The organism is Paraburkholderia sp. 2C, from assembly GCF_054589215.1.
This window is the reverse complement of record NZ_BAAILL010000042.1, coordinates 207,942-227,998: the sequence shown is the minus strand read 5'-3', so window position 1 is coordinate 227,998 and position 20,057 is coordinate 207,942. Positions and strand designations below refer to the sequence as shown.

Sequence of the window (20,057 nt, the reverse complement as noted above, 5' to 3'; positions counted from 1 at the left end):
ACGGGGCTCTACGATAGGGCTCCCTACAAGCCGGATCCAACACGCCCATGCAAAAGATTTCCGCATCCGCCTGTCTGCCTGACGATCTCGACCAAGCCTTGCTGATCGGCCGCGTCTGGCGCCGCGTCGGTGCACATGAAGGGCCGTGCGTGGTCGCCGTGCGCGGCGGCAACGTGTTCGACATCACCAAGGCCGCGCCCACCACCGCCGATCTTTTCGATCGCGACGATGCGGCCGCGTTCGCGCGCCACGCGCCCGGCGAAGCGCTCGGCCCGGTTGGGGCGCTGCTCGATGCGGCGCTCGCCGGGCACAGCGATGCCGCGACGCCGCGCCTGCTCGCGCCCTGCGACGTGCAAGCGATCAAGGCGGCGGGCGTGACGTTCGCGGTCAGTCTGCTCGAGCGCGTGATCGAGGAGCAGGCGGGCGGCGATCCGTCGAAAGCGCAGGAAGTGCGCGCGACCATCACGGCGCTGATCGGCACCGACCTCTCGAAGATCGAGCCCGGCTCGGATGCGGCGATGCGTCTGAAGGCCGAACTCGAGCGCCGCGGCGCGTGGTCCCAGTACATGGAGGTCGGCATCGGCCCCGATGCCGAGGTGTTTTCAAAATCGCAGCCGATGTCGTCGGTCGGCTTCGGCGCGGATATTGGCCTGCTGCCCGCGTCGGTGTGGAACAACCCGGAGCCCGAGATCGTGCTCGCCGTCAATGGCGCAGGGCGTATCGTCGGTGCGACGCTCGGCAACGATGTCAATCTGCGCGATATCGAAGGGCGCTCCGCGCTGCTGCTCAGCAAGTGCAAGGACAATAACGGGTCGTGCGCGATTGGGCCGTTTGTGCGTCTGTTCGACGAGCGCTTTACGCTCGATTCGGTGCGCGCCGCGAGCGTGTCGCTGCGCGTCGCAGGCGAGGACGATGGTTTCGAACTCGACGGCGTGAGCCATATGACCGAGATCTCCCGCGACCCCGCCGATCTCGTCGCGCAGACCTGCGGCGCGCATCATCAGTATCCCGACGGCTTCATGCTGTTTCTCGGCACGATGTTCTCGCCGATCAAGGATCGCGATGCACCGGGCGGCGGTTTTACACATCACCTCGGCGACGTCGTGACGATCTCGGCGCCGAAGCTCGGCGCGCTCGTGAATACGGTGCGGCTATGCACGGAGATCGAGCCGTGGACCTTCGGCGTGCGCGCGCTTTATCGCAGCCTGACGGAGCGCGGGCTGATAGGCATGCGGTAGGCTCGCGCGATTTCATTGCGTCTTGTTAGGCCCGCTCCGGCGGGCCTTGTCATTCGTGCGCCTGCTTTTCCCGGCGCTGGCGCGTGGCGTGGCCACAGCGCGCGTGCTGCGTCGCGTCATTCCTTCTGCCCAACCATCTGCTTTCATATAAGAGAGTGAAATCGACAATGCGTAAGGTATGCGTTTGATATGTGTTTATAACTTGTATGGTTAACCCCGATTTAAACGTAAACGAACAAAAGGGACATTCTCTATGTTGTTTTGATTTCATTTCTGAACATCGGACCGGTCGGTCGGCACGACGAAAGCAGCACCTCAGAAGCATTAAAAAAGGAGAGCGTTTTGGTCTTGGAACTGGAGCGGGTCACCGTCGTGGCGGGCGGGCTGACGTATCTGTACAGCATCGACCTGCGACTGGTGCCGGGCGCAATCAACGTGCTGCTCGGCCCGACCCAGGCGGGCAAGACCACGCTGATGCGCGTCATGGCCGGCCTCGACCGGCCCACTGCCGGGCGCGTGCTGGTCGACGGGCAGGACGTGACCGGCGTCAGCGTGCGCGAGCGCAAGCTCGCGATGGTTTACCAGCAGTTCATCAATTACCCGGCCATGACGGTGTACGACAACATCGCGTCGCCGTTGAAGCTGCAACGCGTCGATGCCGCGGAAATTCGCCGGCGCGTGCTCGAGGTCGCGGCAAAACTGCATATCGAACATCTGCTCGACAGGCGGCCAGGCGAATTGTCGGGTGGCCAGCAGCAGCGCTGCGCGCTGGCCCGAGCGCTTGTCAAACGCAGCTCGCTCGTGCTGCTCGACGAACCGCTCGTCAACCTCGACTACAAGCTGCGCGAAGAATTGCGCGCCGAGCTGACCACGCTGTTCGCCGACGGCAACACGACCGTTGTCTACGCAACGACCGAGCCGCTCGAAGCATTGCTGCTCGGCGGCTATACGGCAATCGTCGATAAGGGCCGTGTGCTGCAGTTCGGCCCGACGCTCGACGTGTACAACGCGCCGACGAGCGTCGACGCCGCCGCGGTATTCAACGACCCGCCGATGAACATGCTGACAAGCGAGCTGACCGGAGACGGCAGCGCGCGCCTGCCGATCGGCATCGAGGTGCCGGTGCGCGGCGCCCGGCGCGCCGCACATCTACCGCCGGGCAGCGCGCTGGAGGCGAACACTGCACGCAGTGCTGATGCGCCCAATGCGAATGAAGCGGGCCTCGCCAACGGCACATGCCGCATCGGTATTCGCCCCGGCCATCTGCGGCTCGCGCCGAACCGCCCGCAAGCCATGCCCGTGCGCTGCCGGCTCGAACTCGCGGAGCTGAGCGGCTCCGAAACGTATCTGCATCTGCACACGCTAAGCGGCGGCGTCAATCTGATCGCCCAGTTGCAAGGCGTGCATCAGATCGAGCTCGGCACACAACTCGATGTTTTCGTCGACCCTGACGAACTGTTCGTATTCGGCGCGGACAAGAAGCTCGTCTCCAGCCCGGAGGCCGTACATGGCGCGCATTGAGTTCGAGAATCTCGCGCATGCGTACCGGCCGAACCCCGCGACGCTCGACGACTACGCGCTGCAGCCGATGAGCATGGTCTGGGAAGACGGCGGCGCCTATGCGCTGCTCGGTCCGTCCGGCTGCGGAAAGACGACGCTGCTGAACATCGTCTCGGGGCTCGTTACGCCCTCCGAAGGAAAAGTGCGGTTCGACGGCCATGACGTGACCGCGCAAAGCCCGCGCGAGCGGAACATCGCACAGGTGTTCCAGTTCCCGGTGATCTACGACACGATGAGTGTGTTCGACAATCTCGCGTTCCCGCTGCGCAATCGCAACATCGCGGCAGCCGAAGTGAAAAAGCGCGTGCATGAAGTGGCCGAGATTCTCGACATGACACGCGAGTTGTCGCGCAAGGCGAGCAACCTCGCGGCGGACGCGAAACAGAAAATCTCGCTGGGTCGCGGGCTGGTGCGCCAGGACGTCGCGGCGATCCTGTTCGACGAACCGCTGACGGTGATCGATCCGCATATGAAGTGGATGCTGCGCCGCCAGCTGAAAAAGATTCATCAGCAGCTCAAGCTCACGCTGATCTATGTCACGCACGATCAGGTCGAAGCGTTGACGTTCGCGGATGAAGTGGTCGTCATGACCAACGGGCGCGTCGTGCAGAAGGGCGGTCCGGAAGCGCTGTTTCTGCGGCCGGACCATGCGTTCGTCGGCTACTTTATCGGCAGCCCTGGCATGAATCTGTGTCCCGTCGAGCTCGACGCCGACGGCATCAAGCTCGGCGCGGCGCGCATCGCGCTCGATGCGGACACGCTAGCCGCGCTCAAGCAGGCGGGCGGCCCGTTCAAGCTCGGTATCCGCCCGGAGTTCGTGCGCCTCGCGCACGAGGGCGAGCGCGGCGCCGCCCGCGCGCAATTGTTGCGCGCGCAACAACTCGGCAACTATCAGCTCGTCACGGCGCAATGCGACGGCCACCTGTTCAACGCGAAACTCGAGCCGCAGCTTCGCGTGCCCGACGGCGGAGCCGTGTGGTTAAGGCTTGTCGCCCCCGAAACGGTGTTCTTCAGCAACGACGAACGCATTCCCGTGAAGGTCGCCGAAAGGACCGAACGATGAACAAGCCCATCAACCAGAAGGCGTGGCTCCTCGTGGTGCCGGTGTTTCTGTGCGTCGCGTTCTCCGCGATCCTGCCGCTGATGACGGTGGTCAACTACTCGGTGCAGGACATCATCAGTCCGACACAGCATGTATTCGTCGGCACCGAGTGGTTCCGCAACATCATGACGGACCCGGATCTGCGCGGCGCGCTCGGGCGGCAGATCATCTTTTCCGCGTGCGTGCTGCTGTTCGAGATTCCGCTCGGCGTCGGCCTTGCGCTTGCGATGCCCGCCTCGGGCTGGCGCGCGTCGGCCGCGCTCGTCGTGCTCGCGATGCCGCTGCTGATTCCATGGAACGTCGTCGGCACGATCTGGCAGATTTTCGGCCGCCCCGATATCGGCCTGCTCGGCTATGGCCTCAATCACATCGGCTTCGACTACAACTACACCGCCAGCCCGACCGACGCATGGATCACGGTGCTCGTGATGGATATCTGGCACTGGACACCGCTGGTCGCGCTGCTCTGTTATGCCGGCCTGCGCGCCATTCCCGATGCGTTCTATCAGGCCGCGGAGATCGACGGCGCGAGCCGCTTCGCGGTGTTCCGCTATATCGAACTGCCGAAAATGCGCGGCGTGCTGATGATCGCCGTGCTGCTGCGCTTTATGGACAGCTTCATGATCTACACGGAGCCCTTCGTGCTGACGGGCGGCGGCCCCGGCGATTCGACCACCTTTCTGAGCCAGTACCTGACGCAAAAGGCGGTCGGCCAGTTCGACCTCGGCCCGGCGGCCGCGTTTTCGCTGATCTACTTCCTGATCATCCTGCTGCTGTGTTTCATTCTGTACAACTGGATGAGCCGCGTCGGCAAAGGCGGCCCGGCGGCGGAAGGAGGCGATCATGCATGACCGGACCGGCCAGCGCCGCTGGATTCGCGCAGTCGTACTGATCGTCTATATCCTGTTCGCGCTGATTCCGCTGTACTGGATGCTGTCGATCGCGCTGCGCACGAACGAAGAAACCATGTCGACGTTCGCGCTGCTGCCGCAGCACGTCACCTTCGACAACTTCAAGGTGATTTTCACCGACCCGTCGTGGTACTGGGGCTATATCAATTCCATCATCTACGTGGTGATGAACACGGTGTTGTCGGTGCTGGTCGCCTTGCCGGCCGCCTATGCGTTTTCGCGCTACCGCTTTCTCGGCGACAAACACATGTTCTTCTGGCTGCTGACCAACCGCATGACACCGCCCGCGGTGTTCCTGCTGCCGTTCTTCCAGCTCTATTCGAGCATCGGCCTGCAGGACACGTATTTCGCGGTCGCACTCGCGCACATGCTGTTCAACGTGCCGCTCGCCGTGTGGATTCTCGAAGGCTTCATGTCGGGCGTGTCGCGCGAGATCGACGAGACCGCGTATATCGACGGTTATTCGTTCCCCACGTTTTTCGTGAAGATCTTTCTGCCGTTGATCAAATCGGGCGTCGGCGTGACTGCGTTTTTCTGCTTCATGTTCAGCTGGGTCGAACTGCTGCTTGCGCGCACGCTCACCACCGTCAATGCGAAACCGATCGCTGCCGTGATGACGCGCACCGTATCGGCGGCGGGCATGGACTGGGGCGTGCTGTCGGCGGCGGGCGTGCTGACCATCGTGCCCGGCGCGCTCGTCATCTATTTCGTGCGCAACTACATCGCGAAGGGCTTCGCAATGGGGAGAGTGTGATGCTCACATGGATGTACTGGACGCCGGAAGTCGCGATCTTCTTTGCGTGCGTCGTTGCCATGCTGGCCGGTATGACGGTATGGGAGCTGCGCGCGCCGACCGTCGAGCGCAAAGGCTTTCTGCCGATATCGACGACGCGCGGCGACCGGCTCTTTATCGGCTTGCTCGCCGCCGCTTACGTGAACCTCGGCTGGCTGGCCGTGACGAGCGAAGGGGCGAACGTGTGGCCCGGCGTCGCCGCTTCGGCTGTCGTATTGCTGATCGTGATGTGGAAGGGATAGCGCAACGCCGCAGGTAACAGTCGAGGTTCGAAGAGACCGGTTCCGTTGATGCCCCGAGCGGCCGCCGGCGGATGATCCAAGGGGTGTGGAGACACAGGAGAAGACCATGCAACACAGGAGACGGATCGTCGCGCTCGCGGTCGCAGGCGTCGTTGCAGGCGCTTTCGCGAACCATACCGCGGTGGCGGGCATGCCCGAAGCGCAGAAATGGGTCGATAGCGAATTCCAGCCCAGCACGCTCAGCAAGCAGCAGCAGATGGACGAGATGAAGTGGTTTATCGATACGTCCACGAAGCTGAAGTCGCAAGGCGTAAAGGAAATCCATGTGGTATCCGAAACAATCGATACGCACGTGTATGAATCGAAGACGCTCGCCAAGGCGTTCACCGAGATCACCGGTATTCAGGTCAAGCACGACGTGATTCAGGAAGGCGACGTGGTCGAGAAACTGCAGACGTCGATGCAGTCGGGCCAGAGCATCTACGACGGCTGGATTTCGGATTCCGACCTGATCGGCACGCACTATCGCTACGGCGTGATCATGCCGCTGTCCGACTATATGACGGGCGAGGGCAAGGACTACACGAACCCGGGTCTCGATATCAAGGACTTTATCGGCACGAGCTTCACGACGGCGCCGGACAAGAAGCTTTACCAGTTGCCGGACCAGCAGTTCGCGAACCTGTACTGGTTCCGCGCCGACTGGTTCGCGCGCAAGGACCTGCAGGACAAGTTCAAGGCGAAGTACGGCTACGACCTGGGCGTGCCGGTCAACTGGTCGGCCTATGAGGACATCGCCGAGTTCTTTACGAACGACGTCAAGAATATCGACGGCGAAAAGGTCTATGGCCACATGGACTACGGCAAGAAAGACCCGTCGCTCGGCTGGCGCTTTACCGACGCGTGGCTCTCGATGGCCGGCGAAGCCGATAAGGGCATTCCGAACGGCATGCCGGTCGACGAATGGGGCATTCGCGTGACGCCGGACGGTTGTCATCCGATGGGCGCGTCGGTATCGCGCGGCGGCGGCACGAACAGCCCGGCTGCCGTGTATGCGACCACGAAGTACATCGACTGGCTGAAAAAATACGCGCCGCCTGAGGCGTCGGGGATGACCTTCAGCGAAGCGGGCCCGGTGCCGGCGCAAGGCCGTATCGCGCAGCAGGTGTTCTGGTACACGGCGTTCACGGCGTCGATGCTCAAGCCCGGCAACGTGACGAATCCGGACGGCACGCCGAAGTGGCGCATGGCGCCGTCGCCGCACGGCGCGTACTGGAAGGACGGCATGCAGAACGGCTACCAGGACGTCGGCTCGTGGACCTTCTTCAAGTCGACGCCGGCGAACCAGCGCGCGGCCGCATGGCTCTATGCGCAGTTCGTCACGTCGAAGTCGGTGTCGCTGAAGAAGTCGATCGTCGGGCTCACGTTCATCCGCGATTCGGACATCCATAGCGATTACTTCACGAAGAACGCCGACAAGTACGGCGGGCTGATCGAGTTCTATCGCAGCCCGGCCCGCGTCGCGTGGACGCCGACCGGCAACAACGTGCCCGACTATCCGAAGATGGCGCAGTTGTGGTGGAAGAACGTCGGCACCGCGGTGGCCGGCGAAAAGACGCCGCAGGCCGCGATGGACAATCTCGCGAAAGAGATGGACCAGGTGCTGGCGCGTTTGCAGCGCGCGGGGATGAAGTCGTGCGCGCCGGAACTGAACCCGGAAAGCGATCCGTCGAAGTGGCTCTCCGATCAGCACGCGCCGTGGAAGAAACTCGCGAACGAAAAGCCGAAGGGCGAGACGGTCAAGTACGATCAGTTGCTTTCAGCATGGAAAGCCGGAAAGGTTCGCTGAGCCGGCGGCACCTGACGAAAGTCACAAAAAATCTGACGAAATGAGCCTGAAGGGCGGCACGCGAAGTGCCGCCTTTTTTCTTTTCGGGACGCGGATTTAGGTGCGATCCGGGGTTCGGAGTGCTGCAGGACAAATCCGCGGCGTCTGCTCGCTGTTTCAAATTCTTTCAAATAACTAACTGATGCTTTTCGGCTACAGCCTTGTCAGCCAACGATTGCCCCGCATCGGTGGTTTGTGTAATGATACCGATTCTCATTTATTTGTAACCGTATCTAACAAACAATAAGCAAACACCACCAGCCGGTTGCGATGCAGCAACACGGCATGGGGCGGTCCCCGCACGCTCGTTCGCGTGCGCCGGCGGCGTAGTGCCTGTCGGCTCATAAGAATTAACTGACAACGACAGGGAAGCTGATGTTCAAGACCACGCCAGTCGCGGCGGCCGCTATGGCCATTTTCGCGACGCCGCTCTACGCCCAAACCACCGCGCCTGCCGCGCCTTCCGCCACGCAGATCGCCCAGGCCGCAACCGGAGCCAACCCCGCGACCGGAGCCGCTGACCCGAAAGACAGCGGCGCGGCCGAAAAAGACCCGGGCGCCACCGGGAGTGCCGCGCCCGGCGCGACACTGCCCGCCGTCAAGGTGACCGGCCAGGCCGACACCAGCAACGACTTCCAGCCGGACATCTCGAGCGTCGGCGCGAAAGTGCCGACCGCGCTGCGCGACATTCCGCAAGCGGCGGTGGTCGTGCCGAAGGCGGTGCTGCAGTCGCAGGCGGCGAGTTCGTTCACCGACGCGCTGCGCAACGTGCCCGGCATTACGATCGCGGCGGCCGAAGGCGGCACGATCGGCAACAACATCAACCTGCGCGGCTTTACCGCGCGCACCGACATCTATCTCGACGGTTTCCGCGATCGCGGCCAGTACTATCGCGACACGTTCAACCTCGAATCGATCGATGTGCTGTACGGCCCGTCGTCGCTGTATTTCGGCCGCGGCTCGACGGGCGGCGTGATCAACCAGGTCAGCAAACAGCCGACGCTGAAGCCGCGTGCCGACGTGTCGGTGCAGGCGGGCACGCATGACCGCTATCGCACGACCGTCGACCTCGATCAGCCGATCACCGATACCTCCGCCTTCCGAATCAACGCCTTCGGCCAGGACCTCGGCTCGACGCGCGACGTGATGAAGAGCAAGGACTACGGCGTCGCACCCGAAGTGAAATTCGGTATCGGCACGCCGACGGAAATCACGCTGTCCGCGCTGATCCAGCACAACAACGACCAGCCCGACTACGGCATCCCGTCGTTGAACGGCCATCCGGCGTCGGTGGTGGGTCCGTCGACGTTCTACGGCTTCACAAACGACCGCACGATCCAGGACGTGCAGACGTTCTCGGCGCGCATCAAGCACCGCTTCAACGAAAACGTCACGCTGAGCAACCAGACTCAGTACAGCCACTACAGCACCAACGTGCAGGCATCGAACCCGGCCGCAGTGCTGACCGGGCCGCTCGCGACGTCGACCGCGCTGAGCAACGGCAACTTCACCACGCTCGATCCGTCGCAGCTTTTCGTCAAGATGCAGGGCAAGGACCGTGTGATCAACGACCATTCGTTGTACAACACGACCGAACTCGAAACGAAGTTCGCGACGGGCTTTATCAAGCACGACCTGCTGATGGGCGTCGACCTCAGTCACGAGACGTACAGCAACCAGTCGTACACGGCGACCACGCCGGGCTTGCCGTCCAACACGATCGCGATCGTGCCGCTGCTCGACCCGCCGTATGTGCCGACGCCGGGGAATCTGCAGGTCACGCGCGGCAACCTCGCGGAGTCGAGTGCGAACGGCATCGGCGTCTACGCGAACGATACGGTGTCGATCGGCGAGCACTGGAAAGTGGTGGGCGGCGTGCGCTGGGACCGCTACGAGGCGTCGATCAACAACTCGATCAACGCGCCGGGCTATGCAACGCAGACCAACTACTTCACGAGCGTGCGCGGCGGCATCATCTGGCAGCCGACCGACTGGCAGTCGTACTACGTGTCGTACGGTACGTCGTTCGACCCGTCGCTCGAAGCATTGACGCTGACCAACGGCCAGCAGAACCTGCCGCCCGTGCACAACAAGTCGTACGAAGTGGGTGCGAAGTGGGATCTGCTCGGCGGCGGCCTGTCGGTCACGCAGTCGCTGTTCAATATCGAGCAGACCAATGCGCGTACGCAGAATGTGGACGGCACGTACACGCTCGACGGCAATATCCGCGTGCGCGGCTATCAGCTCGGTGTGGCGGGGCGCATCACGAACAAGTGGCAGGTGTTCGGCGGCTACACGTATATGGACGGCGACATTCTCGAAGCACGCGACGGCACGCAGGGCAACACGCCGGCTAACACGCCGCGCAACATGCTGACGTTGTGGACCACGTACCTGTTCACGCCGCAATGGGAAATCGGCGGCGGTCCGGTGTATACGGGCCCGCGCTATGCGGCGAACAACAACCGCGTCGAAGTGCCGGGCTACACGCGCTGGGATGCGATGGCCGCTTTCCACCAGAAGCACTACGACATTCAGCTGAACCTGATCAACCTGACCAACAAGCACTACTACGATGCGATCATCCAGTCCGATGGCGGCCGCGCGGTGCCGGCGCTGGGCCGCACGTTCCTCGCGACGCTAAACTATCGCTTCTACTGATCGCCGCGGGCGGGTCTTTCACACGCCTCACGAACGCCGCGCGCCCTGGTGCCTTGCAAGCACGCGGGCGCGCGTTCCTGCAGGAAGCGCCAAACGATGATTGTCTCCATTCCCGACGTACTGAGCCCGGCCGACGCGGCCGCCATGCGCGCGCAGCTCGAAGCGGCCACCGACTCGTGGGTGCACGGCCGCGCGACGGCCGGCTATCAGGGTGCGCCCGTCAAGCACAATCAGCAGATTGCGGAAGGCTCGGACATCGCCCTCGAAATGGGCGACCGCATTGTCGCGTCGCTCGAGCGCAATCAGCTATTCATCAGCGCGGTGTTGCCGAACAAGGTGTATCCGCCGCTCTTCAACCGCTATGAAGGCGGCATGCATTTCGGCAGTCACGTCGACGGCGCGATCCGGCTCGTGCCGGGCAGCGGCCGGCGCGTGCGCACCGACGTGTCGATCACGCTTTTTCTCACGCCGCCTGACGAATACGATGGCGGCGAATTGCTGATCGAAGATACGTTCGGCTTGCAGGAAGTGAAACTGCCGGCCGGTCACGCGATCGTCTATCCGGGTACGAGCCTGCATCAGGTGCGTCCGGTCACGCGCGGCGCGCGCGTGTCGAGTTTCTTCTGGGCGCAAAGCCTCGTGCGCGACGACACGCAGCGCGCGTTGCTGTTCGACATGGATAACTCGATTCAGCGCCTCAATGCATCGAACGGCGACGAAGCCGCGCGGCGCACGCTCGTTGGTTGCTATCACAACCTGTTGCGCATGTGGAGCGAAACCTGATTTCAGGCCGTTGACGCGGAGTCGACGCCGCCGCGAGGCGAGCGTCGCGCTCGCGTGCCGTCAGGTTAGTGCGTAACCGATCCGACTACACAGCGGCGTCTTCGCGGTGTAGACTTGCGCCCTACAAAACAAACGAACGCGCAACACGCAATCGCGCGTCCCTGCAGCGATTTATTCGGCAGCAGCGCAGCAGCAGCGTTTCGACAAAGTCGCCAGCCTTTTTTCCAAGCTCCCTCTCACTCGCAGTTCGCCGGTTACCGCGTAACCGAATTGAAATGCGGCATGAATAGCGTCCTTATAATCCGAGGCTTTTGAGGTCCTCGTTTGCGTAGTCACGACGCCAATTCCTTGCCGTAAAGCGCACACGTTTGCGTCGCGGCAAGGGCCGCTCATCTTCGGACGCAAACGCGTTAGTCCGTTAAGCACGGCCTTTAGAAGCCGGGCACGCGGGCCATTCCGCGAGGAATGAATCGAAAGTGCGGCATTACTAACCACACGACTATGCGATCGAGAAACATCGGGGTGTTCTGCGTATTCGCTGTCTGCATGTTCGCGCAAGCGGCCTATGCAGCGGCGCTTGTCGCGTCGGCGCATGCGGCGGCCGGAACGGCAAACGTTTCCAGCGAAGACTCATTTTCGGGTACCGATTGCGCAGGGCCTGCCGTGCTTCGCTTGCCGGCACCGCTCGGCGGCATGGGCATGAACCGGACGCTCAACGGCGACGCGCCGGTCTACTGCCGTTTCACGCAGATCGCAACGAGCGGCGGCGGCGGCGGTGCACAGACCTCGGCGCCGTTCGATCCGGCCGCGCAACAGCCGGCTACCGGCAATCTCACGCCCGACGCGAGCGCCGGCCAGAACCTGACCCCAGCGACCAGCGGCGGCATCGGCGCCTCGTTTGTTCAGCCCTCGGCGGCGCACGCGCCGACCGCCGCCCCCTCGACACCCGATACCGTGCATGCGAGTACCGATTCGGTTCGCGGCGGCGCGTCGGATTCGCCCGGCCCCGCGATCGACTGGCCGCTTCTGATTCGCATCGGCATCGCAATCCTGCTTGGCGCCGCCTTGATCGCCGCGCTCGTGGCCTGCGCGCTGCTCGCGCGCGCACGCTGGTTCAGCCCGCGCGCGATACTTGCGCGTGCCGCGCGGCGCGGGTTGCGGCGCGACGAATTTCATCTTGAATACCAACCGGTCTTTTACACGCGCACGCAGAAGTGCGTCGGCCTCGAAGTGATGCTGCGCTGGCGCAATTCGGTGCATGGCATTCGAGGCGCCGAGTGGTATATGAAGGAACTCGATCGCACGCCGATTGCGGAGCGCATTCTCGACTACGTGTTCGAGACCGCTGCGACGGAACTCGAAGCGTTAGACCACAGCGATTCGCTGTATCTGATCGTCGACGTGCCGGCCTCGATGCTCGACTCGTCCGACTCGATCGCGAAACTGATCAGGATGGCGAATCGCCTGACCGCAAAAAGCCATGTCATTCTGCAGATGCCGATCGACGACATAGCCGACGTGGTGTCCGCGGTCGCGCAATTGCGTAACGACAGGATTCGCGTCGGCGTGTCGCATGTGCGATCGGCGTCGCCGAAGCTCGAATCGGCTGCCCGGGCTGGTTGCGACTTCGTGAAGGTCGATCGCGAGGTAATGGGCCTCGAAGAGGGCGCACGCGCGCACCAGTTGCAGGAGATGGCAAGCGCGGGGCGGCGCCTGAATATGGCCGTGGTGGTCGACGGTGTCGAAGGCGTGAGCCAGTTTCACGCGGTTGGGCGCGCGCATATCGATCTGGCGCAAGGCTTCTACCTGGGCAAGGCGATTTCCGCCTCGCGTTTCTCGACGTTCTTCGACGACGAAATGCGGCATCGCAAGGAGGATGCTCCGCCCCGCTTCATGCACGCGTTTCAGTCTCATTGAACCGGTCGCCCGGTATGGGCATTGAAAATAATCGACCTATATATGAGCTTCGATTGCATAAAGGCGGCGGGTCATGCCTGAGCCGGAGGCGAACGCGCAAACGTTTATGCGAATTCGCGTAACGTGCCTTGCAATCGCGCAAAACCCCGCCGAGCAAGGCGGAGCCGCTCTGCGAGCGGCATTGCCGTAACAGCCGGCCGATTTTCGGTCGCCCCGGTTACTGCATAACTTTTGCTGCACCCTAAATGCCGATTGGGTTGCGGCCGTTATCCACTGAAGCGACAACCAGGTGTCCGGAAGGAACGGGCTCAAGACGGAACGGAAATGACGTAATGGGATTATCTAACTCCGAAAAGCAGCGCAGGTACCGGCAGCGCCACCTAGGGCCCGGGGGAGGCAGCGAACGGTTGTCCGTTTTTGTCCGGATATCGACGAAGCGCAATCTCGAACGCCTTGCCAGCCACTACGGCAACACGATCACGAATACGGTCGAGAATCTCATCAACGAAAAGACGACGAGCATTCTGAACGGCCTCAGTGAGACCGAGCAGCACGAGTTTTATAGCGAAGAGCCGGTTCACAAGCGGCAAAGCGCAAAATGAGTGTGCCCGCATTTCTTTCTTAGCCGATGCCGTTTCGCACGCCTATCATGTCCTAACGACACGTGCGGAAGCGGTGACCTCCATCCCCATGACGGATCGCGCAACGATCCGTTCGAATCGGCAAACCGCCGCGCCCGCGTCGATAGAAGATCCTGTTTGTCGATGCCGGCGCCGCGCCCCGCAGTAGCCCCATCCCCCGCGAGCGTCACCCGAACACAACGCAACTCGCTTCACGGAATGCGGGAGCTACGATGTTCACCGTCAACGTCAACGGACAAAACCAGCAGGTCGACGCGACTCCTGAAATGCCGCTCTTGTGGGTACTGCGCGATCTCGTCGGCCTGACCGGCACGAAGTTCGGCTGCGGCATCGCCCAGTGCGGCGCGTGCACCGTCCACCTCGATGGCCAGCCGGCTCGCTCGTGCGTGACCCCGATCGCAGCCGTCGGCACACGCAAGGTCACGACCATCGAAGCGATCGGCAACACGCCCGCGGGCCGCAAGATCCAGCAGGCATGGCTCGATCTCGATGTCGTCCAGTGCGGCTACTGCCAGTCCGGGCAGATCATGTCGGCCGCCGCGTTGCTCGCAGCGCACCCGCAGCCGAGCGATGCGGACATCGATATGGCGATGGCCGGCAATATCTGCCGCTGCGGCACCTACGTGCGGATTCGCGCCGCGATCAAACAGGCAGCAAAAGGAGCGTGACATGCGCAATCCGCCGCACAGCGTGGAGCACGCGTTCAGCCGGCGCGACTTTCTGCGCGCCGGGCTCAGTGTCGGCATCGCGGCGGGCGGCGGTCTCCTGCTCGGCGTGAGCTTCAATGCGCGCAGCGACGGCGCGCCTGGGCCGGCCAGCGTGATTGCCGGCGATGGCTCGCCGCAGCCGGCAGCCGGCGTGTTCGCGCCCGACGCGTTTATTCGCATCGATCCGGACGGCAGCATCGCGCTCGTCATTTCGAAAGTCGAGATGGGGCAGGGCGTCTATACCGCGATTCCGATGCTGCTTGCCGAAGAACTCGAAGTGCCGCTCGATCGCGTGAAGGTCGAACATGCGCCGCCCGACGCCAAACTGTATGCCGATCCGCTGCTCGGCCAGCAAGCGACGGGCGGCTCGCTCTCGATTCGCACGACATGGGAGCCGATGCGGCGCGCCGGCGCCGCCGCGCGCCTGCTGCTGATCAACGCCGCGGCGCAGCAGTGGCAGGTCGATGCCACGACGTGCGTCGCGCGCAATGCGGTGATCACCGATACGGTGAATGGCCGCACGCTCGGTTACGGCGAATGCGCGGCGCGTGCGGCCGGCTCGCCGGTCAGCGCCGACCTGATCAAGACCGTTACGCTTAAACAGCCGCAGACGTTCAAGCTGATCGGCACACCGCATAAACGGCTCGATTCGCCGGAGAAGGTAAACGGCGTCGCGCGGTTCGGCATCGACGTGCGCGAGCCCGGCATGCTCGTCGCGATGGTCGTCAATTGCCCGGTGATCGGCGGCAAGCTCGCGAAGGTCGACGATCGTGTGGCGCGCGCGCAGCCCGGCGTGCGGCAGATCGTGAAGCTCGATAACGCGGTGGCGGTGGTCGCCGACCATACGTGGGCCGCGAAGCGCGGCGCAAGCGCGCTCGCGATCGAGTGGGACGAAGGTGCCAACGCGCATCTGACGAGCGCGATGCTATTCGACGATCTGCGGCGCGCGTCGCAACATCCTGGCGCCGTCGCGCGCAAGGACGGCGACGTCGACGCGGCCTTCAAAAGCGCGGCGAAAAACATGGCAGCGGTGTACCAGCAGCCGTTCCTTGCGCACGCCACGATGGAACCGATGAACTGCACGGTTCATGTGACGGCCGATCAGTGCGAAGTGTGGATCGGCACGCAGGTGCCCACGCGTGTCGTCGATGAAGCGGTCAAGGTGACGGGGCTGCCGCGCGAAAAGATCGTCGTGCATAACTTTCTGATCGGCGGCGGCTTTGGGCGCCGGCTCGAATCGGATGTCGCGCAGCAGGCGGTTGCGATCGGCAAGCAGGTGAATGCGCCGGTGAAGGTGATGTGGAGCCGCGAGGAAGATATCCAGCACGATATGTTCCGTCCGTGCTACTTCGACAGCATCGCCGCCGGACTCGATTCGAACGGCAAGCCCGTGGCATGGACGCATCGCATCGCGGGTTCGTCGATCGTCGCGCGCTGGTATCCGGAGTGGTTCCAGAAAGGCATCGATCCGGACGTGATCGAAGTCGCGGCGATGCTGCCGTACGATATTCGCGCGCAGCGCATCGACTATGTGCGGCAGGAGCCGCGCGGCATTCCGACCGCATTCTGGCGCGGCGTGGGGCCGACACGCGGCACGTTCGTGGTCGAGAGCTTCGTCGACGAACTCGCGCACGAATCGAAAGCGGACCCGGTCGCCTACCGGCGGGCGCTGCTGGACAAGACACCGCGCGCCCGCAATGTGCTCGACGTCGCCACGCGCGCAGCCGGCTGGGGCGCGCCGATGCCGAAAGGCAAAGGGCGTGGCGTGTCGGTGATGAACGCGTTCGGCAGCTTCCTTTGCGTGGTCGCCGAGGTCGATGTCAAAGACGGCGAGGTGCGCGTCGAGCGCGTTGTCTGCGCAGTCGATTGCGGGCATGTGGTGAATCCCAACACGATCGAGGCGCAGGTGGAAGGCGGCGCGATTTTCGGCATTACCGCGACGCTGTGGGGCGAAATCACACTGAAGAACGGCCGCGTCGAACAGACGAATTTCACCGACTATCGCGTGATGCGAATCAACGAGGCGCCGCGCATCGAGACGATTATCGTCAGGAGCGAGGAAGCGCCGGGCGGTATCGGCGAGCCGGGCACGTCGGCGGTGATTCCGGCCGTGACCAATGCGATTTTCGCGGCGACCGGCACGCGTGTGCGGCGCCTGCCGGTCGGCGATCAGTTGCGCACCGGCCAGACGGCGTGAGGAGAGTCAACGTGAGCGCGCATCCCCGCTTCTTGCGTCTTGCCGCCGCGGCGCTGGCCGCGCTGTGCGGCGCTATCCCGGCCATCTGCCATGCACAGGGCGCGAAGGGCGACGCCGCGCTCGTCGCACGCGGCGAATATCTGGCGAAGGCCGGCGACTGTTTTGCCTGCCACTCGACGCCGCGCGGCAAGCCGTTCGCCGGCGGCCTGCCGATGACCACGCCGATGGGCCGCATCTATTCGACGAACATCACGCCCGATCGCGAGACCGGCATCGGCCGCTACAGCGAAGCCGATTTCGCCAAGGCGGTGCGCGAAGGCGTGGCGCCGGACGGTCGCGCGCTGTATCCGGCCATGCCGTACCCGTCGTACGCGAAAGTCGGCGACGCCGATATGAAGGCGCTTTACGCGTATTTCATGCAGGGCGTGACGCCGGTCCGGCAGGCGAACCGCGCGACCGACATTCCGTGGCCGCTCAATATGCGCTGGCCGCTGAAGATCTGGAATGTCGTCTTTCTCGACAACACGCGTTACCAGACGAAAGCGGATAAGGACGCGCAGTGGAATCGCGGCGCCTACCTCGTGCAAGGCCTCGGCCACTGCGGCGCCTGCCATACGCCGCGCGGCATCGGCTTTCAGGAAAAAGCGCTCGACGAAAGCGGGCGCGCGTTTCTGACCGGCGCGCCGCTCGAGAACTGGTTCGCATCGAACCTGACCGGCAATCACAACACGGGCCTCGGACGCTGGAGCGAGGACGACCTCAACACGTTCCTGCGCACCGGCGCCAATGCGCACGCCACGGCATTCGGTTCGATGACCGACGTGATCAACTACAGCACGCAGACGCTGAGCGAGGCCGACACGCGCGCGATTGCGCGCTATATCAAGTCGCTGCCGGGCGGCCGCAGCGACGACGGGCGCCCCTATATGCCGCATCCGGACGGCGAGCGCGTGGTGCTGGCCGCGATGTCCAACACCCGCGGCGCGCATACGTATGCGACGTACTGCATGCATTGCCACGGCGCGGGCGGAAATGGCGCGGCGCCGTGGCTCGCGCCGCTTGCGGGCAACCCGAATGTGCTCGAACCCGATCCGGTATCGCTGATCAACGTCACGCTGAACGGCACCGGCATGCTGGTGATCGGCGGCGTGCCGGTACCGTATTCGATGCCGAAGTATCACGCGATGCTGACCGACGCGCAGATCGCGGACGTGCTGAGCTTCGTGCGCAGCAACTGGAACAACGACGCGCCGGCGGTCAGCGTCAAAGCGGTGGAGAAGGTCCGTAACGCGACGCGCGAACCGTGAAGCGTCGCCATGACGTGCAACTGCAATGCCCATCGATTAGCAACTAAAGGTTGTAGATCATTCAAGTCAATTCGCTCTAGTTTGAGGGTCTTCGCGCTCCTACTATTCGTGTCACCCGCTTCGCGTCGCTGAATGAATCACCGCAGTCGCGAGGCGCAGCAACCGGAGGGACGAAGCCCTAACCGTCCACGGATTTAAAGGAGCGAATCATGTCACAAGCGAAGGCAGGCAAGGTCTGGTTTATCACGGGCGCGTCGCGCGGTTTCGGCGCGCTGATCGCACGCGATGCGATCGGGCGCGGCGATCGGGTGGTCGCCACGGCGCGCAATCCGCAGCAGGTCATCGACCAGCTCGGCGAGCATCCGAACCTGCTGGCGGTCAAGCTCGACGTCACGAACGAAGCCGATGCGGCGCAAGCGGTCGAAGCCGCCATCGCCCGCTTTTCGCGCATCGACGTGCTCGTGAACAACGCCGGATATGGCCTGCTCGGTGCGGTCGAAGAATCGAGCGATAGTGAAGTGAAGGCTGTATTCAACACGAACGTGTTTGGTCTGCTGAACGTCACGCGTGCGGTGCTTCCGCATATGCGCAAACAGCGCAGCGGGCACGTGATCAATATGTCGTCGGTCGGCGGCTATTCGGCTTATCAAGGCTGGGGCGTGTACGGGTCCACCAAATTCGCCGTCGAGGGATTGACCGAAGCGCTCGCCGCTGAGCTTGCGCCGCTCGGCGTGCATGCGACGGTGGTCGAGCCCGGCTTTTTCCGTACCGACTTCCTGAACGACAACTCGCTCGTATCGACCCGGCAGCAGATTGCCGACTATGCGGAAACGGTCGGCGTCACGCGCGACTTTGCGGCGGGTGCCAATCACGCGCAGCCGGGCGATCCGCAAAAGCTCTCCACCGCGATACTCAAGCTTGTCGATAGCGGCAACCCGCCGGTGCGCCTGCCGCTCGGTTCCGATACGGTCGCAAGAATCAATGCGAAGAACCGTCACGTCGAAAGCGAGCTCGAAGCATGGCATGCGGTGGCGGTTTCAACCGATTTCCAGTGAAGCATCGAATGCGCGGCCGCGCGCCTTTCGTCAGAAGTAACGGCCTTTGCGCTTTTACTTCAGGTGTAAGTCGCGCGCGAAGATCCCGAAAAACAAGCTGTCGAACGTGAATTTTTTGCCGGTAACCTGATTACAATTCAAGCAGCCGTTATCCTCGTGCGCGCCCACGGCGGTATGACCCACAACGACGCGCTCAACCCAAGGAGGCTGGAAATGTCGATTCGTTTAGGAGAAGACGCGCCCGATTTCACCGCCGAAACCACCGAAGGGACCATCCGCTTTCACGACTGGATCGGCGACAAGTGGGCCATCCTGTTTTCGCATCCAAAAGATTTCACGCCGGTCTGCACGACCGAACTCGGCTATATGGCCGGCCTCAAGTCCGAGTTCGACAAGCGCAATACGAAGATCATCGGGCTCAGCATCGATCCGGTGACCGATCACCAGAAATGGGTCAAGGATATCGAGGAGACCCAGGGCCACGCGGTCAACTATCCATTGATCGGCGACTCGGACCTCGCGGTCGCGAAGCTATACGACATGATTCATCCGAACGCGAGCGGCGGCACGCGCACGGCAGCCGACAATGCCACCGTACGTTCGGTATTCCTGATCGGTCCGGACAAGAAAGTCAAGGCGATGCTTGTTTATCCGATGAGCGCGGGCCGCAATTTCGACGAAGTGATGCGTCTGCTCGATTCGCTGCAACTGAACGCGAAGCATACGGTCGCCACGCCGGTGAACTGGAAGCCGGGCGACGACGTGATCATCCCGACTTCCGTTTCGGACGACGATGCGCACAAGAAGTACCCGCAGGGATTCAAGACGTTGAAGCCCTATTTGCGGTACGTCGCGCAACCGAAATGACGCGCGGTAAATGACGCGCGGTTAACAGGCGCGTGCGCTTTGCTTACCTGAAGCTCTGCAAAAAGCTGCGCGCGGCGACGACGCAGAAGGGCGCGGCGAGCATATGGATATCCGCTGACAGCTCCAGCTGCCCGGTGGGCGTGTCGCCGGGCTGCGCGGCTTCCTGCGCACGCGCGGCCGCAAATCCT

General features: G+C 63.1%; 16 protein-coding genes. All 16 read left to right on the top strand.

The window, feature by feature from the left end; all coding sequences use genetic code 11:
* The first annotated feature begins 47 nt into the window (after positions 1-47).
* The 16 genes from ACYPXD_RS21085 (at position 48) to ACYPXD_RS21010 (ending at position 19,869) form a co-directional block, all read left to right on the top strand.
* Positions 48-1,238: a fumarylacetoacetate hydrolase family protein gene (locus ACYPXD_RS21085; protein WP_459715417.1), complete on the top strand. Its 1,191-nt coding sequence runs from the start codon at positions 48-50 to the stop codon at positions 1,236-1,238.
* A gap of 342 nt (positions 1,239-1,580) precedes the next feature.
* On the top strand, positions 1,581-2,759 hold the full coding sequence (locus ACYPXD_RS21080) for an ABC transporter ATP-binding protein (protein ID WP_459715415.1): 1,179 nt from the start codon (positions 1,581-1,583) through the stop codon (positions 2,757-2,759).
* Entirely contained in the window at positions 2,746-3,861 is a 1,116-nt protein-coding gene (locus ACYPXD_RS21075; protein WP_459715413.1) for an ABC transporter ATP-binding protein, read from the top strand. The genes ACYPXD_RS21080 and ACYPXD_RS21075 overlap by 14 nt, the downstream gene beginning before the upstream one ends.
* On the top strand, positions 3,858-4,751 hold the full coding sequence (locus ACYPXD_RS21070) for a carbohydrate ABC transporter permease (RefSeq protein WP_459715411.1): 894 nt from the start codon (positions 3,858-3,860) through the stop codon (positions 4,749-4,751). The genes ACYPXD_RS21075 and ACYPXD_RS21070 overlap by 4 nt, the downstream gene beginning before the upstream one ends.
* Positions 4,744-5,565, top strand: coding sequence for a carbohydrate ABC transporter permease (locus tag ACYPXD_RS21065; RefSeq protein ID WP_459715409.1), 822 nt, complete (start codon positions 4,744-4,746; stop codon positions 5,563-5,565). Before ACYPXD_RS21070 ends, ACYPXD_RS21065 begins: the two co-directional genes overlap by 8 nt.
* The gene (locus tag ACYPXD_RS21060) at positions 5,565-5,846 is read left to right on the top strand and encodes a DUF2160 domain-containing protein (protein WP_459715407.1); all 282 of its coding nucleotides are present in this window, start codon (positions 5,565-5,567) and stop codon (positions 5,844-5,846) included. The genes ACYPXD_RS21065 and ACYPXD_RS21060 overlap by 1 nt, the downstream gene beginning before the upstream one ends.
* A 106-nt stretch (positions 5,847-5,952) precedes the next feature.
* On the top strand, positions 5,953-7,695 hold the full coding sequence (locus ACYPXD_RS21055; protein WP_459715405.1) for an ABC transporter substrate-binding protein: 1,743 nt from the start codon (positions 5,953-5,955) through the stop codon (positions 7,693-7,695).
* Positions 7,696-8,109: 414 nt separating this feature from the next.
* Positions 8,110-10,395: a TonB-dependent receptor gene (locus tag ACYPXD_RS21050; protein ID WP_459715403.1), complete on the top strand. Its 2,286-nt coding sequence runs from the start codon at positions 8,110-8,112 to the stop codon at positions 10,393-10,395.
* A 96-nt stretch (positions 10,396-10,491) separates the two neighbouring features.
* On the top strand, positions 10,492-11,178 hold the full coding sequence (locus ACYPXD_RS21045) for a Fe2+-dependent dioxygenase (protein WP_459715401.1): 687 nt from the start codon (positions 10,492-10,494) through the stop codon (positions 11,176-11,178).
* Positions 11,179-11,841: 663 nt separating this feature from the next.
* Positions 11,842-13,095, top strand: coding sequence for an EAL domain-containing protein (locus tag ACYPXD_RS21040; RefSeq protein ID WP_459715399.1), 1,254 nt, complete (start codon positions 11,842-11,844; stop codon positions 13,093-13,095).
* A gap of 407 nt (positions 13,096-13,502) precedes the next feature.
* Positions 13,503-13,697, top strand: a complete 195-nt coding sequence (locus ACYPXD_RS21035; protein ID WP_459715397.1) for a hypothetical protein — start codon at positions 13,503-13,505, stop codon at positions 13,695-13,697.
* A 251-nt stretch (positions 13,698-13,948) separates the two neighbouring features.
* Positions 13,949-14,404: a (2Fe-2S)-binding protein gene (locus ACYPXD_RS21030; protein WP_459715395.1), complete on the top strand. Its 456-nt coding sequence runs from the start codon at positions 13,949-13,951 to the stop codon at positions 14,402-14,404.
* Position 14,405: 1 nt separating this feature from the next.
* Positions 14,406-16,640: a xanthine dehydrogenase family protein molybdopterin-binding subunit gene (locus tag ACYPXD_RS21025; protein WP_459715393.1), complete on the top strand. Its 2,235-nt coding sequence runs from the start codon at positions 14,406-14,408 to the stop codon at positions 16,638-16,640.
* Positions 16,637-17,947, top strand: a complete 1,311-nt coding sequence (locus ACYPXD_RS21020; RefSeq protein ID WP_459715391.1) for a c-type cytochrome — start codon at positions 16,637-16,639, stop codon at positions 17,945-17,947. The genes ACYPXD_RS21025 and ACYPXD_RS21020 overlap by 4 nt, the downstream gene beginning before the upstream one ends.
* Positions 17,948-18,156: 209 nt before the next feature.
* Complete coding sequence (locus ACYPXD_RS21015) at positions 18,157-19,002, top strand: oxidoreductase (RefSeq protein WP_459715389.1); 846 nt, start codon at positions 18,157-18,159, stop codon at positions 19,000-19,002.
* 213 nt (positions 19,003-19,215) lie between these two features.
* On the top strand, positions 19,216-19,869 hold the full coding sequence (locus ACYPXD_RS21010; protein ID WP_459715385.1) for a peroxiredoxin: 654 nt from the start codon (positions 19,216-19,218) through the stop codon (positions 19,867-19,869).
* Positions 19,870-20,057: the final 188 nt, after the last annotated feature.

Coding starts and splice junctions, on each gene's coding strand:
- ACYPXD_RS21085 (WP_459715417.1), top strand. CDS start 48: ATGCAAAAGATTTCCGCATCCGCCTGTCTGCCTGACGATCTCGACCAA.
- ACYPXD_RS21025 (WP_459715393.1), top strand. CDS start 14,406: ATGCGCAATCCGCCGCACAGCGTGGAGCACGCGTTCAGCCGGCGCGAC.
- ACYPXD_RS21045 (WP_459715401.1), top strand. CDS start 10,492: ATGATTGTCTCCATTCCCGACGTACTGAGCCCGGCCGACGCGGCCGCC.
- ACYPXD_RS21070 (WP_459715411.1), top strand. CDS start 3,858: ATGAACAAGCCCATCAACCAGAAGGCGTGGCTCCTCGTGGTGCCGGTG.
- ACYPXD_RS21030 (WP_459715395.1), top strand. CDS start 13,949: ATGTTCACCGTCAACGTCAACGGACAAAACCAGCAGGTCGACGCGACT.
- ACYPXD_RS21075 (WP_459715413.1), top strand. CDS start 2,746: ATGGCGCGCATTGAGTTCGAGAATCTCGCGCATGCGTACCGGCCGAAC.
- ACYPXD_RS21060 (WP_459715407.1), top strand. CDS start 5,565: ATGCTCACATGGATGTACTGGACGCCGGAAGTCGCGATCTTCTTTGCG.
- ACYPXD_RS21065 (WP_459715409.1), top strand. CDS start 4,744: ATGCATGACCGGACCGGCCAGCGCCGCTGGATTCGCGCAGTCGTACTG.
- ACYPXD_RS21010 (WP_459715385.1), top strand. CDS start 19,216: ATGTCGATTCGTTTAGGAGAAGACGCGCCCGATTTCACCGCCGAAACC.
- ACYPXD_RS21015 (WP_459715389.1), top strand. CDS start 18,157: ATGTCACAAGCGAAGGCAGGCAAGGTCTGGTTTATCACGGGCGCGTCG.
- ACYPXD_RS21050 (WP_459715403.1), top strand. CDS start 8,110: ATGTTCAAGACCACGCCAGTCGCGGCGGCCGCTATGGCCATTTTCGCG.
- ACYPXD_RS21055 (WP_459715405.1), top strand. CDS start 5,953: ATGCAACACAGGAGACGGATCGTCGCGCTCGCGGTCGCAGGCGTCGTT.